We start from the raw sequence: 16,131 nt of genomic DNA on the forward strand, positions 1-16,131 counted from the left end.
GGGCGATCGTCGCGCCGCCGCGGATGAGCGCCGTTCACTCGCCCGGGGTGGTCATGTCCCGGCCGGCGCGTTAGATCCGCGGCGGTCGGGGAACGCGCTGCGGCGACAACGACCTCAGGCCGGCCGATCAACGGTACGGCCGGATCGCGACGGGAGCGGCGGATGCGCACAGCCGGACAGGACACCGTGGCGGAGCCGAACCACACGCTGCGGCCGACCGACCCGGTGGGCGTCGGCCCGGTACCGCTGCTGGCCTCGAAGATCACCGCCGCCGGCCCGCCGGCGGGTCTGGTCGAGCGGCCGCGCCTGGCCAGCCGGTTGGACACCGGTACGCGCGGACCGTTGACCCTCCTGGTGGCTCCTGCCGGCTGGGGCAAGACGGCCCTGCTCGCTGGCTGGTTCGCCGCGCGGCAGGGGTCCGGCATCCTCGCCTGGCTCACGGTCGAACCGGCGGACCGGGGCACCCGCTTCTGGACCTATCTGCATGCCGCACTCGACACCGCGCTCACCCGCCGGCCGACGGACCGCCCCGTGCTGCCGGTGCCAGCTGACGACGTGGAGCAGTTCCTGCCCCGGCTCGCCTCGGCACTCGCCGCCCAACCAGAGCCGGTGCTGGTGGTACTGGACGACATGCACACCGCGTCGGACGCCGACGTGTTCAGCGGCCTGGAATTCCTGTTGCGGCACTGCCGGGGCCGGTTGCGTCTGGTGATCGCCGGCCGCAGCGAGCCGCCAATGGCCCTGCACCGGCTGCGGCTGACCGGTGAACTCACCGAGATCGGCACCACCGAGTTGGCGTTGACCTGGGAGGATACTCGGCGTCTCGTCGCCGAGCAGGGCATCGACCAGCCGCCGGAAGTGGTCCGCGACCTGCACCGGCGGGCGCAAGGGTGGCCGGCCGGGGTCCGCCTGGCGAGTCTGGCGGTCGGTCCGCCCGACGAGGGTGCGGCCGGCCGGTCCGGCGTCGATGGCGCGGCGGACCCGGGTATCGCCGACTATCTGCGGGCCGAGGTGCTGGGTGCGCTCGACCCGGCGGGGCGGCAGACTCTCGTACACACGGCGCTGCTCGACCAGGTCTGCGCCCCACTGGCCGACGCGCTGACCGGCCGGACCGACGCCGCCGACCAGCTGTCCGCCGCCGCCCGCGTCGCGACCGGGTTCGTCAGCACCAGCGGCGGTGACCCGACCTGGTACCGCTGTCACCCGATGCTGGCCGACACGTTGCGCGCCGAACTGCTGCAGCGATACCCCGACGAGGTCTCACGGTTGCACCACCGGGCCTACACCTGGCATCGCGACCAGGGCCGCCCGCTCGCCGCGCTGCGGCACGCACTGGTCGTGGCAGATGTCGCCGGGGCGAGGGCGCTGGCCGACGCGCACTGGCCCGAGCTGCTGCTCTGCGGCCATCAGGACGCCGCGACCGGTCCGCTACCGACGACCACCGACGACCACCCGGCGTTGCTGCTGGCGGCCGACCTCGACCGGCTCGAAACGAACGGCACCGCCGGCACGATGCCCGCCGTTGACCCCGACGGTGCCGACCCGCCGGTCGACGTCGGCCAGCCGGTCGTCATCGCGGCGCGACTGGCCGCGGCCCTCGTCGAGGGCCGGTTCACCCCGGCGGTGCGGTACGCGGAGCAGCTGCTCGCCACCGCGACCGCGATGCCGCCACCGGTGGCGGACCGGGCACGAACGGTGGCGGCGGTGCTGCTGGGCACCGCCCGGTACGGGTCAGGCGACCTGTCGGGCGCCGAGGCCCTACTGGCCGAGGTCGTCGACGCCGGTGAGGGGGTGTCCCCCTGCGCGCGTCGGTCGGCCGCCGCTCAGTTGGCGCTGCTGAATGCCGGAGGCGGCCGGCTCGCCGAGGCACACCGGCTGGCACAGACCGTGCTGACCACGCCGGCCTGCCCGGGGCGGCGCTGTGCCGGCCACGCCGCCGCCGCGCATCTCGCGCTGACGCTGATCGCCCTGCACCGCGACGACCTGCCCGACGCCGCCCGCCAACTGGGCCAGGTCGCCGCGCTGGCGGGGCCCGGCACGGTGGCTACCGTGACCGGGCTGGAGCCCCTGGCGCAGGCCTGGCTACGCCACGCGGAGGGCGACTTCGGGGCGGTCACCGAGCTGCTCGCTGCGGCCGACGGCGCGGATGCCGCCGGCCATCACGCGGGCCTGCGTCGGCTGGCCGTGGCGGAGACCTTGATGGCCTGTGGCGACTTCGGCGGGGCCCGGGAGCTGCTGACCGCCCTGGCGGGTGCCGACACCGGTCCAGGGCCGGCGACCGGCCCTGCGGAGACGGGCCCGGCGGCGACCGGCCCGGCGGTGTACCCGGAACTGGTCCGTACGCAGGCCCGGATCGCGCTGGCCCGGCTGCACCTGTTGGCCGGTGAGCCGGCCGCCGCCCTGGCCGGGCTGCCCCTGGACTCCCCGGCGGACCACGACGCACTGACCCGGCTACAGCGGCTGGACAGCGGCCTGATCGAGGCGGTGGCGACGCGAGCGCTGGGTGACCAGCGGCGGGCCCGCGAGCTGCTGGAAGGGGTGCTCGACCGGGCCGTGTCGGACGGTCACCGGCGAGTGTTCACCCAGGCCGGTGCGCCGGTGCGGGACCTGCTGGTGGAACATCTCGACTCGGGCACCCGACACCGGGGGTACGTCAACGATCTCGTCGACTCCGCCGGTCGGCGGCCCGCCGACCGGCACCGGCCGGTGACGACGCTGGCCGAGCCGCTCACCGAGCGGGAACTGACGGTGCTGCGCTACCTGCAGGGCACCTTGTCCAACGGGGAGATCGCCGCCGAACTGTTCCTGTCGGTGAACACCGTCAAGACCCACGTGCGCAACATCTACCAGAAGCTCGGCGCCCCACGCCGTCGGGAAGCCGTGCGCCGGGCCCGGGAGCTACGGCTGCTCTAGCCGCCGGGCGGCAGCCGGGCCAGGCAACGCCATGGGAGGACAGATGACCGCCGCCACGGTACGTACCGACGAGGAGATCCAGCGCGACGTCCTGGAGGAGCTCAAGTGGGACGCCCGGGTGCAACCCAACCAGATCGGCGTGACCGTGCAGGACGGGGTGGTGACGTTGCTCGGCTGGGTCGACAACTATGGCAAGAAGTGGGCGGCGGAGCGGACCACGCACCGGGTACGCGGCGTCGTGGCCGTCGCCAATGACGTGGAGGTACGGCTGCCCAGTTCGGCGGAGCGCACCGACGCCGACGTCGCGGGCGCCGCGACCCGGGCCCTGGAGTGGGACGCGTTCGTCCCGATCGAACGTCTCGAGGTGACGGTGGCGCAGGGCTGGGTCACGCTCAAGGGCGAAGTGGAGTGGGAGTTCCAGCGCCGGGCCGCGGAGCGGGCGGTCCGCCGCCTGTCCGGGGTCCGTGGCGTCACCAATCTGATCGCGGTCCGGCCCCGGATCAACCCGTCGGCGCCGCAGCTGCGCCGCAGCATCACCGACGCGCTGGTCCGCAGCGCCGCCACCGACGCACGGCAGATCACCGTCGACACCGACGGCGGCCGGGTCGTCGTCAAGGGCGTGGTCCGGTCCTGGTTGGAACGTGAGGAGGCGGAACGGATCGCCTGGTCGGCACCGGGGGTGACCTCGGTGGAGAACCGGCTGACCGTCGATCCGGGCGCCTGACCGACCGACGGCGCAGCGACTGGCCGGTCCGCATCCATCGGGCCGCCGCCGGGGGCGACGCGACACGACGCGTACGTGGGTGGGGAGGCGACCGGAGGATGTGGGACGAGCAGGTGGGCCGTCTGGTGCTGGCGGTGATCGCCTCGGTCGGCGGGGCGCTCGCCGTCGCCTGGCTGTCGGGTCGGGTGATCCGCCTGGCCGCGCGGGGCCGGTACGCCGCGTTCCTCACCACCTTGCACCGGGAGTGCCACCGTCCGTGGCGGGCGACGTTACTGGTAGGCGGGCTGCTGACGGCGGTGCCGTTCAGTGGCGTCACCGGTGACCTGCGCGGTGATGTTCTGCACATCCTGCTGCTCGGGCTGATCTACGCCGGTGCCTGGCTGGTGATCCGGATCCTCTTCGTCTTCGAGGACACCGCCTTCCGTCGACTTCCGGTGGACATGGCCGACAACCGCCGACGTCGGCGGGCCCGTACCCAGATCGGGCTGCTGCGCCGCCTCACCGCAGTGATCATCGGTGTCGTCGCGTTGGCCGCGACTCTGATGACGTTCTCCCAGCTGCGGGCCCTCGGCGCATCGCTGCTGGCTTCGGCCGGGGTCGCCGGTGTGGTCGCCGGCCTGGCGGCGCAGTCGGTGCTGGGCCATGTCTTCGCCGGCCTGCAGCTGGCGTTCAGCGACGAACTGCGCCTCGACGACGTGGTGGTGGTCGACCAGGAGTGGGGCCGGATCGAGGAGATCCGGCTCACCTACGTCGTCGTCCGGGTATGGGACCAGCGTCGGCTGATCCTACCGACGTCCTACTTCACCACTACGCCGTTTCAGAACTGGACCCGCAACGAGGCCCAGGTGCTCGGCAGCGTGATCCTGCACCTGGACTTCACCGCCGACATCGACGTGCTGCGGGCCGAGGCGCACCGGATCGTCGACGCCTCCGCGCTGTGGGACCGTCGCGAATGGGTGATGCAGGTGGTCGACGCCACCGAGACGACGATCTGCGTCCGCGTCATCGCCTCGGCCGCCGACGCGCCCAGCTCCTGGGACCTGCGCTGCGAACTGCGCGAAGGACTGTTCGGGTTCCTGCGGCGGCATCATCCGGACTGGCTGCCCCGGGCCCGCAGCGAGCTCGCCGGGCCGTCCGAGGCGGCAGAGCTGGCACCGCCGGGCGGCCACCCGACCGCAGCGGTGGGCCGGCCGGCGACCGCGCGGCTGGGCCGCCCCGGTGCGGGCGGGCCCGACCCGGGCAGCAGCAGGGGGACCGGTCCGCGTGGTCGGGCCGCCCGCACCGCCGGGGGCCGCCAGCAGTTCGGCAGCGCCGAGGCCCGTCGCCAGCAGGCAATCGGGTCGGCGGCGGACCGGCCGTCGGCAGCCGGCGGCTGACCGTCGGCGACAAGGCGCTGACCGTCGGCGACAAGGCGGACGACGGATACGGTCGGCCGGCGCGTCACCGACGACGACGTCCGCTGGTGTCCTCGGTGGCGAAGACGGCGGCAACCTGCCGCAGTTCGGCGGCGAGGGTACGCAGCCGGTCCGCCGGCGCCCGCTCGGCGATCGCACCGCGGGCGTCGTCGACCAGCATCCGCGCCCGGGTCTGCTCGTGTACCGGTGCGGTGGTGGCGTCGGTCAGGGCCCGGTCGACCAGGTCGGCCAGGGCCGCCAGCTCGCGGCCCGGATCGGCGGTGTCGTCGTCGACGTCCGGCGACGGGGCAGGACCGGTCGGTGCCGTGGCCGGCACCTCGACCTGTGTGACGGTGACCGACCGGCAGCGGTCACCGTCGACGTCACGGGCCGAGATGGTGACGATGCCGTCGACGTCGATGTCCACGGTGACCTCGATCCTCGGTACGCCGCACGGCGCCGGCCGGATGTCGGTGAGGCGGAACCGGCCCAGTATCCGGTTGTCCGCCGCGCGGGTGCGCTGGCCCTGCCGCACGACGACGTCGACACTTGTCTGGCCGTCGCGCGCGGTGGAGACGACCTGGGTACGGCGGACCGGAAGGGCGGTGTTGCGCTCGACGATCGTCACCATCGTCTCGTCGTGCGCCTGTAGCCCCAGCGCCAACGGGGTCACTTCCCGCAGCCGCGCCCGGGTGCCGCCCCCGGTGAGCACCCCGGCCTGGACCGCCGCACCCAACGCCACCACCTCGTCGGCGTTGATCAGCAACTGCGGCTCGTGGCCTTCGGTGAGCCGCCGCAGCAGGTCGCGCACCGCCGGGATCCGGGTCGCCCCGCCCACCATCAGCACCTGGTCGAGGTCGGCCGGGCCGACCCCGGCAGCGCGCATCGCCTGCTCCACCGGTGCCTGGCAGCGCCCGACCAGATCGGCGCTGAGCTCGTCGAAACAGGCCCGGTCGACGAGGGTACGCAGATGCCGCGGCCCGGTCGGGTCGGCGGCGACGAACGGCAGGTTCACCTCGGCCTCGGTGGCCGAGGAGAGTTCCTCCTTGGCACGCCGCGCCGCCTCGGCCAACCGCTGGCCGGTCTGGGCGTCGGCCGCCAGGTCGATGCCATGGTCGCGGTGGAATTCGGCCACCAGATGCTCCACCAGCCGGTGGTCGAAGTCGTCGCCGCCCAGATGGGTGTCCCCCGCTGCCGCCCGGACCTCGACCACCCCGTCACCGACGTCCAGGACGCTGACGTCGAAGGTGCCGCCGCCGAGGTCGACCACCAGCACCGTCCGCCGGTGGCGCAGGTGCAGGCCGTAGGCGAGCGCCGCGGCTGTCGGCTCGTTGATGATCCGCAGGATCTCCAGGCCGGCGAGCTGGCCCGCCCGCCGGGTGGCGGTGCGCTGGGCGTCGTCGAAGTGCGCCGGTACGGTGACCACCGCCTGGTCGATCCGCTCGCCCAGGACCGCTGCCGCCTCGTCGGCCAGGGTACGCAGCACCATCGCACTGATCTCCTCAGGTGCGTACCGCCGGCCCTTGACCTCGAACCGGGCCATCGCGCCCTCGTCGACGACGTCGAACAGCACCGCGGCGGCCTCCCGGCCGACCTCGTCGTGGCGACGTCCGGTGAACCGTTTCGCGGAGTGGATCGTGCCCTTCGGGTTGAGGACCGCCTGACGCCGGGCGGCGTCGCCGACGAGGCGGGCACCGGCGTCGGTAAAGGCGACCACCGACGGTGTGGTCCGCAGCCCGACGGTGTTCGGCACGACTGACGGACGTCCCCCGCAGACCGCGGCGACGACCGAGTTGGTGGTGCCCAGGTCTATACCCACTGCGCGCGGCATGGCCGTTCCCCCTCGTGCCGGTGTCCGGCGCAGGGCTGACGTCAGCTGTCGACGGCACGGTCCGGGTCGGCGCCGACGCCCCTGCGGCGTCCGGTGTCAGCGCCATCGTGGCGGCGGGCCGGGCGATCCCGGCTCATCCTGCGGGAGTGATCGGTCGGCCGGGGCGTAGACCCACCGGTCGGCGGGTAGGTGTGCGTCTTGACGATCCTGCTCGCCCTGGCCTGAAGACAGAGGGACCCACGGAAGGAATCCGATGACGGACGCGCTGTGGCTGGCAGACCACGCCGAGGGTCTGGACTTCCCGCTGTCCCGGGAGGATCTCGTCCGCCGGGCGCAGGAGCTCGGCGCCGACACCGCAGTGCTGCAGGCGCTGCGGGCGCTGCCGGTCGAGCGGTTCACCAGCGTCGAGGAGCTGCTCGCGGCGATAGGCGAACCACGCTGACCGACGGCGTTTCACCGACCTGGCACCGGGTACCGGCGACGGGTGTTCTACACGGAATTCTCCCACGCCCGGCACCGGCTGCACGACGGGTACCTGTCGGCTGTCGCCGCTGACCTGCTGGCCACCGATCCCCGGTTGCGCGACCTCGACGTCGAGGTCCGCTTCGACGGTGGGGTGGCCCATCTGACCGGCGACGTGGCCGACGACGACCAGCTCCGGCGGGTACGCGAGGCGCTCGGCCGGCTCGCCGGGGTGCACGGGGTGTGGGACCGGGTACGGGTCGCCGGCCGGAACCCGGTGATCCTCGACATCGGTTGTGGCGAGTGTCCCCAGTATCCGGGCAACATCGGGTTGGACCAGCGACCGGGCAAGGCCGTGTCGGTGGTGGCGGATCTGCGTAACGGATTGCCGGTACGCGACGGATCGGCCGACCAGATCTTCGCGGTGCATGTCCTGGAGCACCTGACCGACTACCTGAAGCTGCTCGACGAGTGCCACCGGGTGCTGCGCCCCGGCGGCGTACTGCATGTGCTTTCGCCCTGGTGGCGGCACGTCAACGCGGTCGCCGACCCGACCCACCTGCGGTTCTTCGACCTGCAGACGATCAAGGGCATCTGCCAGCAGCCGGCTCCGGCCGGTCGCTGGTACCCGCAGCACGCGTCCTGTGACGGGGCCACGGTCTTCGCCGACCTGGTCGCCGCCCGGGCTGCGGATCCGGAGCCGGACCCGCAGCACCTGGCCCGGTTCTTCGACTGACCCGTCGGCTTTACACCCGTCCTCGGACCGGGACCGGACGTAGCGGGGGCGTGCGCGGCGGGTCCGTGATCCGGCGCAGGGGTCAGGCCGGTGTACCTGTGCGGCCGACCAGGCCGCCAGCGGCCAGCACCAGCCAGCTCAGCTCGGGATGGACGATGTCGCTGTGCGCACCGGCCGGCGGACCACCCCGGCGCACCACCGCAGAGACGTCGATGTTGACCGTCCGCCGATGTTCGAGCCGGTAGCCGGCCCGGTCCCCGGCCGCGACCACCGGCACGGACACCGCGTCGACCGCGCTGGCGCCGTGGTAGCCCAGGGCGCCCCAGCGTCGCCCGAGCGACGGCAGCGCCGCCGCGTCGTCGCCGACGGCCACCGACGCGAGCGGGTAGAACACGGCCAGTGCCGCGTCGTTGACCGAGCGGCAGACCACCACCGGTCCGTCGATCCGCTGGGCAAGTCCGGCCAGCGCGCCGCGCCGGTCGACGGCGAACGGCAGCCGAGGGGCGAACGCGTACCGGGACAGGGCCCCCTGCAGCAGCGTCACCGACCGGACGGTGACGTCGGTGTGGGCCGCCGCGAAGCTCACCAGGCGGGCGCCGAAGCTGTGGCCGACCAGATGGACCCGGATGCCGGGTGCCACGGCCGGCACACGGTCCAGCACCGGGCCAAGGCCGATCTGCCCGACGACCCCGGCACGGTTCTTCATCTGCCAGTACGTCAGCTGCCGGAGCGCCTCCTTGGCACCGTGCCAGATCCCGCGCAGCGGATCGGCCAGGGCCGCCGCGCCGGAGGGCGCGGGTTCGGCCAACGGTGTCCGGCACCGGCGCAGCTCGTCGAGGAACCGGCGGTAGACGTCGGTGGGTTCGGCGGCCAGCATCCCTGGCAGCGGCACCGTGTCGGGGTGGGCCGGCCCGCTCTCGCCGTCGTCGAACCCGTCCGCCACGGCCAGCGCGAACCCGCGCAGCTCGGTGGCGAACGCCCGGACCAGGGTCGGGGTCGGCCGGGTCAGCAGCAACGCGGCCATCCGGTCCAGCGCCGGCGCACCGGCGGGAAACGTCGACCGCAGCAGGCGCAGGGTGGCGTCGTCCAGCCACGCCGGGTGCGGTGCGCCGTCGTCGGGCCGGCGGGTGACGGTGGCTGCACCCGCCGGCAGATGGCTCGTCAGCGGGTCGCCGGGCGGGAAGTCCGGCACCGGCTCGTCCGGCCATCGACGCGCCGGCCAGTGCACGCCGAGCAGGCCGATGCTGTCCGCCCACGGTCCGTCCCGGCGGGCCTGGGCGGCCAGCAGACCCAGGAAGCCGTCGTAGAGCGTCGCCGCCATGGGTCCGTCGTTGTTCCACCCGTGGGCGAAGACCACCAGATCGGTGACGGCGCAGGCGCGTACCCCGGTCAGCAGCGCCGCGACCGCCGCCGGATCGGCGTCGCCGGCCGCGTCGAAACGGACCTGCCAGAACGGCAGCCCACCGATGCGTCGAAGCGTCATCTCCGTCTCCTCCGAGCGGGTCACACCGCCTGCAGGGCCCGGAGCAGATCGACCAGGCCACGGCCCTGGAAACGTCGGTCCCGGCCGAGCGGCACGGCCGTGTCGAGCAGCACCTGTTTGACCCGGTCGGGCTGGCCGATGAACTCGCGGCGCACCGACAGGAACGCGGCGACCGCGCCGGAGACGTGCGGTGCGGCCACGCTCGTGCCGGACTCCTCCAGGTAGACGGCGACCGGCGGACCGGTCCAGCCGGTGAGGGCCGCCGTCAACCGGGCGCCGGCCGCGCAGGAGACGATCCGTTCGCCGGGGGCGACCAGGTCGGGTTTGGCCCGCCCGTCACCGGTCGGCCCCTTGGACGAGAAGTACGACACCCCGTAGGTGTGTGGCATGTCGCGGTGGGTCGAGCCGACGGTGATGGCCCGTTCGGCGTTGCCGGGGTCGTTGATCGTCGATCCGAGGACGAACCGTGACGGTACGCCGTACGGTGCTCCGACCGTGCCGTAGCCGGAGTTGCCGGCCGCGGTGACCACGACGACTCCGGAGCGGACCAGTTTGTCGACCTCCCGGCACAACGGTGACTGCCCGCAGGCGAACCATTCGGGGTCGAACTCGTAGCCGACGCTGAGGTTCACCCCGTGGATCCGCATGACCCGGTCGCTCTGGGCGTTGACCTGCCGGACGTAGGCGAGCGCGCTGATCACCCGGGACACCCGCTCGGCGAGTCCGCCGCCACCGTGCAGCACCTTGAGGCTGACCAGTCGGGTCTGCGGCGCGATCCCGGTCAGTCGGTCCGGGTCCACCTGTTCACGCGGCACCGGGATCGGCTCGTCGGGGTTGTCGAGGTCGTGGTGGTACTCGATGATCCGCGCGGTACGTCGCGGGTCCTGGGCCGCCCAGTGGTCGATTCCGCCGGCGATGATGCCCGCGACGTGGGTGCCGTGGCCGCTGTCGTCGACCAGTGCGCCGTCGGGGTGCGGTGCGCCGCCGGCGGGAAAGCTGCGGTGCAGGTCACGCACCTCTGGGGCGCTGAGCGTGGCGTAGCTGGTGAAGTGCGGGTGGCCGGCGTCGATGCCCGAGTCGACCACCGCCCAGACGATCCGGTCGCCCCGGGCGCCGAAGGTACGGCGGGCCGCGTCGGCCTTGATCGTCGCGGCCGATACGTCCAGTTGCGGACGAACCGGGAAGTCCGGCCAGATCCGGTGCACGCTGCGGCCGGCCGGGTCAGCAGCCACCGTGTCGGCGGCTACCAGCCGTTTCATCTGGTTGAGGCTGAGTTCCCCGACGACGTACTCGCCGGCGAGTGGGCGGGGATGCTGCCCGGCGGTGACCCGGAACCAGAGTCCGGCCAGGTGTTCGGTGGCCCGCTGCGCACCGCCGACGAAGTGCAGGTTGAGCGCCACCAGGACCGGCATCGGCTCGTCCGGGCCGGCGGGGAATCCCAGGCGTCGGCGGCCGCCGACGCCACGTAGCGGGTCGGCGATCACGCCGGGGGCGGCGATCGGGGCCGGTGACGGCGGGTCCGGGCCGGTCAGGGGATCCGTTTCGGGCAGGGCGGGCGTGACCGGTGCCGCGGCGGCGAGGACCGTGGCCCGCTGCCGGCCGGCCGGGGTGAGCCGCACGGTGCGTACCCCGTCGACCAGCCCGGCGGCCCGCAACCGGTCGAGCGCGGCCCGCACGGCCGCATGCCAGGCGGGTTCACCGGCGAGGCAGGCGCGGTCGGCGTCGGTGAAGGTCTCCGCGAACCGGAAGGCGACCTCCCGCAGTACGGCCGGTAGGCCGGGTGCCGCCCGAGAGCGGCCCGCCAGGGCGAGCAGCGTCCGGCTGTCCCATTCGTCCGGCTCCGCCATGGCGGTCCCTCCCTGCGGGCCACCCCGGTCGGTCGATCGACGACCACAGCGACCATTTCCAGCATAGAGCGAGCATCCAGTTACTCAAAGTGACCAGTTGGCCACTTCTCGAGCAGGCGGACAGATCCGGAAAAGAAGAAAGCACCTCGGATCCGTCGCTGGCGGATCTACGGTGGGTAAGCGACATGACCATCACCGTCCTCCCCCCGGCGGGCCGCCCACAGGGAGGTGACGCCCCATGCTGGAGCGTCCGGCAGCCACCGTCAGGTCGGTACGGCGACACCGGATGGCGCACGCCCGGCACGCCTGGGCCTACGACGGCCACGCCCACCTGGAAGTCAGCACCGACGACCACGGCCAGGTCGTCGCCGACGTCGCGGAGCTGGAGCAGGCGCTGCAGAGCGTCGACGGGGTGCGGTGGGCGGCATGGAACGGCGCCCTGTGCCGGATGGTGGTCCGGTTCGACCCCGAGGTCCTGGGCGGCAGCCGGCTGATCGCCGCGCTCACCCGGGCCGAGCAGCAGGTCGCCCCGCGGGCCACCGGGACCACCCACGTCGACTCCGGCACGGGCAACATGGTCTCGCTGGCCGGTGACCTGATCGGCGCCGGCGTCGGTGCGCTCGGCAAGGTGCTCCGGCTGCCCGCGATGCCCAACGAGATCGCGGCGCTACCGGCGGCCTTCGAACACGTACCGCAGCTGCGGGCCTGGCTGCGCCGGGCCCTCGGCCCGGTCGGGGCGGACCTGGGCCAGGCCCTGTTCAGCACGGCGGTGGCCGCCGCCTCCCAACGCCCGCTGACCAGCCTCACCGACGCCGTGCTGCGGGCTTCGCTGATCGCCGAGGACGCCGCGTACCACGACGTGTGGGCCCGGCGGGTCCACGAGCTGCATCCCGACGCCGACGCCAGCCGCGCCCCGGTGCTGCCGCCGCCGACCCGTCCCCGGCCGCTGCCCGACGGGCCGATCGAGCAGTACGCCCAACGGATGAGCACGATGACCCTGGTCGCCGCCGGCATCCTCACCGTGCTGCCCGGCGGCCGGCAACGCGCCGCCCGGGTCACCGCCGTCGCCTCCCCCCGCAGCGCCCGCACCGGCCGCGACGCCTACGCCGGTCAGCTCGGCCGGACCCTGGCCCGGCACGGGGTGGTGGTCCGTGAGGCGGCCGCGCTCCGACGTCTGGACCGCGTCGACACCGTGGTCGTCGACGCCTCGGTGCTGCTCACCGGCCGTACCTTGATCACCGCCGTGGTCACCGTCAGCGGCACCGAGGAGCAGGCCCGGCAGCAGGCGACGCGACTGGTGGACACCGGCGCGGGCCGCGGTACCGCCGGGTGCAACGACGGCTGGGCGCTGACCCCACCGCACCGGCTGCACCGTCCGGTGCCCGCCGACGCGCTGGACCGGGTCGGTGCCGGGCCGACGGGCAACGGCGCGGCACCCGACGTACTGGCGCTGACCCGCGACGGCGAACTGATCGCCCTGGTCCGGGCGGAGGCGGAGCTGGACCCGCAGGCCGAGGCGCTGACCGCCGCCGCCCGCCGGGTCGGACGGTTGCTGATCGCCGGACGCGCCAGCGCTGGACGCAACCCGGCCAGCGGCTCCTCCGGCAGCGCCCTGGCCCGGCGCTGCCAGGCCGACGGCACCGTGGCCAGTGGCTCGAAACTGGCCGCCTCGGTACGCACCCTGCAACAGGCCGGCCACGGGGTGATCCTGGTGGCCGCCCGCAACGACGTGGCCCTGGCCGCCGCCGACTGCGGCATCGGGGTGATCCGTACCGCCGCCCGCCGACCCCCGTGGGGCGCCCACCTGATCTGCGCACCCGGCCTGGAGACTGCCTGGCTGGTCCTGGAGGCGACCGCCCTGGCCCGCTCGGTGAGCGCCGCGAGCGCACAGCGGGCCATGATCGGCTCCCTGGCCGCCGCCGCGCTCGGGGTGCTCGACGGTACGCAGCGGGGCGCCGCCCGGTCCCTGTTGATCGACAACGTGGCGGGACTGGTCAACCTCGCCCTCGGCCACCGCGCCGCCCGCGACCTCGGGCACCGGCCGACGCCCGCGCCGGCGACCGACACACCGTGGCACACCATGCCGGTCGAGGAGGTGTTCGACCGGCTCGACGCCGGTCCCGACGGGCTCAGTGAGGCGCAGGCCCGGCAGCGCCGGACCGAGCAGGGCGAACGCACCGAAACGGACACCACCCGCGGACTGTGGCAGGCCGCCGCCGAGGAACTCGACACCCCACTGACCGGGCCGCTGGCCGCCGGAGCCGGCGTCTCGGCGATCACCGGATCCACCGTCGACGCCCTCATGGTGCTATCCGTGATCATGGCCAACGCGTTGCTCGCCGGCGCCCAGGAGGTCACCGCCGGACGGGCCCTGCGGCGGCTGCTCAGCGCCGGTGCGCTACGGGTACGGCTGCGCCGCGGCGGCGAACAGCGCGTCGGACCGGCCGAGGACCTCGTCGTCGGCGACCTCATCTGCCTGGAACCCGGTGACTCGGTGCCCGCGGACTGTCGGCTGGTCACCGCCAACGGCCTGGAGATGGACGAGTCCAACCTGACCGGCGAGTCGACCCCGGTCGCCAAGTCCGCAGACCGCACCGGTGCCACCGATCTCGCCGACCGGACCAGCATGGTGTACGCCGCCACCACCGTCGCCGCCGGAACGGCGACCGCGGTCGTGGTCGCCACCGGCCGGTCCACCGAGGCGGGACGCTCGACCGACCAGGTCCGCGACGAGGCACCGCGCGGCGGCGTCCAGGCCCGGCTGCGGCAGCTCGCCGCCGCCTCGGTGCCGACCGCGCTGGCCGCCGCCGCCGCGACCCTCGGCAGTGGACTGCTGCGGGGCCGGCTCGGCGAATCGGTCGGTTCCTCGGTCGCGCTGGCGGTGGCAGCCATCCCCGAAGGGCTACCGTTCGTCGCCACCGCCGCGCAACTGAGCGCCAGCAAGCGGCTGTCCCGGCACAACGTGCTGATCCGCGACCCCCGGGCGATGGAGGCACTCGGCCGGGTCGACGTGATCTGCTTCGACAAGACCGGAACCCTGACCCAGGGGGCGATCCAGCTGCAGGCGGTCTGCGACGGTCGACAGACCGAACCGGTGGACGCACTCGGCCACGGACACCGGCACATCCTGGCGGCGGCGCTGCGGGCCACTCCGGTTCCGGACGGCGACCAGCGGCTTCCGCATCCGACCGACCAGGCCGTCGTCGACGGCGGGCACCGTGCCGGGGTCGGCATCCGAGAGGGCGCCGACGGTTGGGAACTGCTGGCCGAACTGCCGTTCGAACCGGGACGTGGCTTCCACGCGGTGCTCGGCTCCTGCCCCGACGGGGCGACGATCAGCGTCAAGGGCGCACCCGAAACCGTACTGCCCCGGTGCGCGACCTGGCGGCGCGACGGCGAGGTGGTCCCGTTGGACGACACCGGCCGCCGCGAGATCGACGCCGCGATCGACCGGCTCGCCCGCGACGGGCTGCGGGTGCTGGCGGTGGCCGGTCGGACCGCGTCCGGCCGGCGCGACCTCGACGACGACCGGGTCGGCCAACTCGAACTACGGGGGCTGCTCGGACTCGCCGACCCGCCCCGCGACAGCGCCGCCGCCGCGATCGGGCGGCTCCGCCAGGCCGGCATCGCCGTGGTGATGCTCACCGGCGACCATCCGAGCACCGCCGAGTCGATCGGTGCGCAGCTCGGCCTGCTCAACGGCAGCGCAGTGGTCACCGGGGCCGAGCTCGACGCGGCCGGTGCCGACGAGCTGGCCGATCTGGTGTCGCGTACGGCGGTCTTCGCCCGGGTCAGCCCAGCGCACAAGGTCGCCGTGGTGCGCGCGCTGCGTCAGGCCGGCCGGGTCGTCGCGGTCACCGGCGACGGCGCGAACGACGCCCCCGCGATCCAGCTCGCCGACGTCGGCATCGCGCTGGGCGACCACGGCACCAGCGCCGCCCGGCAGGCCGCCGACATGATCGTGGTGGACGGCCGGATCGAGAGCATCGCCGAGGGCGTGACCGAGGGCCGGGCGATGTGGATCTCGGTACGGGAGTCCCTCGCGCTGCTGCTCGGCGGGAACCTGGGCGAGATCCTCTTCTCCGTACTGAGCTCGCTGCTGTCCGGACAGCAGGCGCTCAACCCCCGGCAGATCCTGTTCGTCAACCTGATGACCGACCTGCTCCCGGCGATCACCGTCGCCGCCCGTCCACCGCGCCGGCGTACCGCCGACGAGCTGGCCCGCGAAGGGCCGGAATCGTCACTGGGCGCGAGCCTGCACCGCGAGGTCGCGCGGCGGGCCGCAGCGACCGCGCTGGCCACCACCGGCGGCTGGCTGGCCGCCCGGTTCACCGGCACCCCCGCGCGGGCCAGCAGCGTCGCGCTCGCCAGCCTGGTCGCCGCGCAGCTGGCCCAGACCGCCGTCGCGGCCAAGGGCGACCCGATGGTGCTCGCCGCCGCCGGCGTCTCGATGGGCGCCCTCTTCGGGGTGGTGCAGACCCCGCTGGTCAGCCACTTCTTCGGCTGCCGGCCGCTGGGGCCGGTCGGCTGGTCCATCGTCGGTGGATCGGCGGCCGCCGGCGCCGCGTTGGGTCTGCTGCCGTTGGAACGCATCGACCAGCTCCGGCGTACCCGGTTGGGCCGGCTCACGGTCGACGTCGCCCGCCGCAGCCGCGACCTGCGGCCCCGTCGGACGGTCCGGCCGGTCCGTCGACTCACGCCGACCGGCGCCGATGCCCCGCAGCCGGTCTGAGCCACGCCG

The 16,131-nt window shown here is 74.1% G+C and carries 9 protein-coding genes; 6 read left to right on the top strand and 3 right to left on the bottom strand.

All coding sequences use genetic code 11. The features are described from left to right. The first annotated feature begins 162 nt into the window (after positions 1-162). The 3 genes from ACN28F_RS01400 (at position 163) to ACN28F_RS01410 (ending at position 5,013) form a co-directional block, all read left to right on the top strand. Positions 163-2,913: a LuxR C-terminal-related transcriptional regulator gene (locus tag ACN28F_RS01400; RefSeq protein ID WP_421356851.1), complete on the top strand. Its 2,751-nt coding sequence runs from the start codon at positions 163-165 to the stop codon at positions 2,911-2,913. A 43-nt stretch (positions 2,914-2,956) separates the two neighbouring features. Next, positions 2,957-3,637: a BON domain-containing protein gene (locus ACN28F_RS01405; protein WP_289206337.1), complete on the top strand. Its 681-nt coding sequence runs from the start codon at positions 2,957-2,959 to the stop codon at positions 3,635-3,637. Positions 3,638-3,735: 98 nt separating this feature from the next. Continuing rightward, positions 3,736-5,013: a mechanosensitive ion channel domain-containing protein gene (locus tag ACN28F_RS01410; RefSeq protein WP_421356852.1), complete on the top strand. Its 1,278-nt coding sequence runs from the start codon at positions 3,736-3,738 to the stop codon at positions 5,011-5,013. 64 nt (positions 5,014-5,077) lie between these two features. Here ACN28F_RS01410 and dnaK read toward each other — a convergent pair whose 3' ends face one another. Then, the gene (gene dnaK, locus ACN28F_RS01415) at positions 5,078-6,862 is read right to left on the bottom strand and encodes a molecular chaperone DnaK (protein ID WP_421356853.1); all 1,785 of its coding nucleotides are present in this window, start codon (positions 6,860-6,862) and stop codon (positions 5,078-5,080) included. Between the two features lie 253 nt (positions 6,863-7,115). Here dnaK and ACN28F_RS01420 point away from each other — a divergent pair, with 253 nt between their 5' ends. Together ACN28F_RS01420 and ACN28F_RS01425 are read left to right on the top strand one after the other, a co-directional pair. Further along, positions 7,116-7,304: a DUF2795 domain-containing protein gene (locus tag ACN28F_RS01420; protein ID WP_289206340.1), complete on the top strand. Its 189-nt coding sequence runs from the start codon at positions 7,116-7,118 to the stop codon at positions 7,302-7,304. Between the two features lie 42 nt (positions 7,305-7,346). After that, positions 7,347-8,060: a methyltransferase domain-containing protein gene (locus tag ACN28F_RS01425; RefSeq protein ID WP_421356854.1), complete on the top strand. Its 714-nt coding sequence runs from the start codon at positions 7,347-7,349 to the stop codon at positions 8,058-8,060. An 82-nt stretch (positions 8,061-8,142) separates the two neighbouring features. On the opposite strand, the gene ACN28F_RS01430 is transcribed toward ACN28F_RS01425, so the two are convergent. Continuing rightward, on the bottom strand, positions 8,143-9,543 hold the full coding sequence (locus ACN28F_RS01430; protein ID WP_421356855.1) for a hypothetical protein: 1,401 nt from the start codon (positions 9,541-9,543) through the stop codon (positions 8,143-8,145). Positions 9,544-9,563: 20 nt separating this feature from the next. After that, positions 9,564-11,390 carry a S8 family peptidase gene (locus tag ACN28F_RS01435; protein WP_421356856.1) on the bottom strand — a complete coding sequence of 609 codons (1,827 nt, stop codon included), beginning with the start codon at positions 11,388-11,390 and terminating at the stop codon, positions 9,564-9,566. A 238-nt stretch (positions 11,391-11,628) separates the two neighbouring features. On the opposite strand from ACN28F_RS01435, the gene ACN28F_RS01440 reads away from it, so the two are divergent. Further along, complete coding sequence (locus tag ACN28F_RS01440) at positions 11,629-16,122, top strand: HAD-IC family P-type ATPase (protein WP_421356857.1); 4,494 nt, start codon at positions 11,629-11,631, stop codon at positions 16,120-16,122. The last annotated feature ends 9 nt before the right edge of the window (positions 16,123-16,131 follow it).

This window comes from Solwaraspora sp. WMMA2101, assembly GCF_049179175.1.
Lineage (GTDB): Bacteria > Actinomycetota > Actinomycetes > Mycobacteriales > Micromonosporaceae > Micromonospora_E.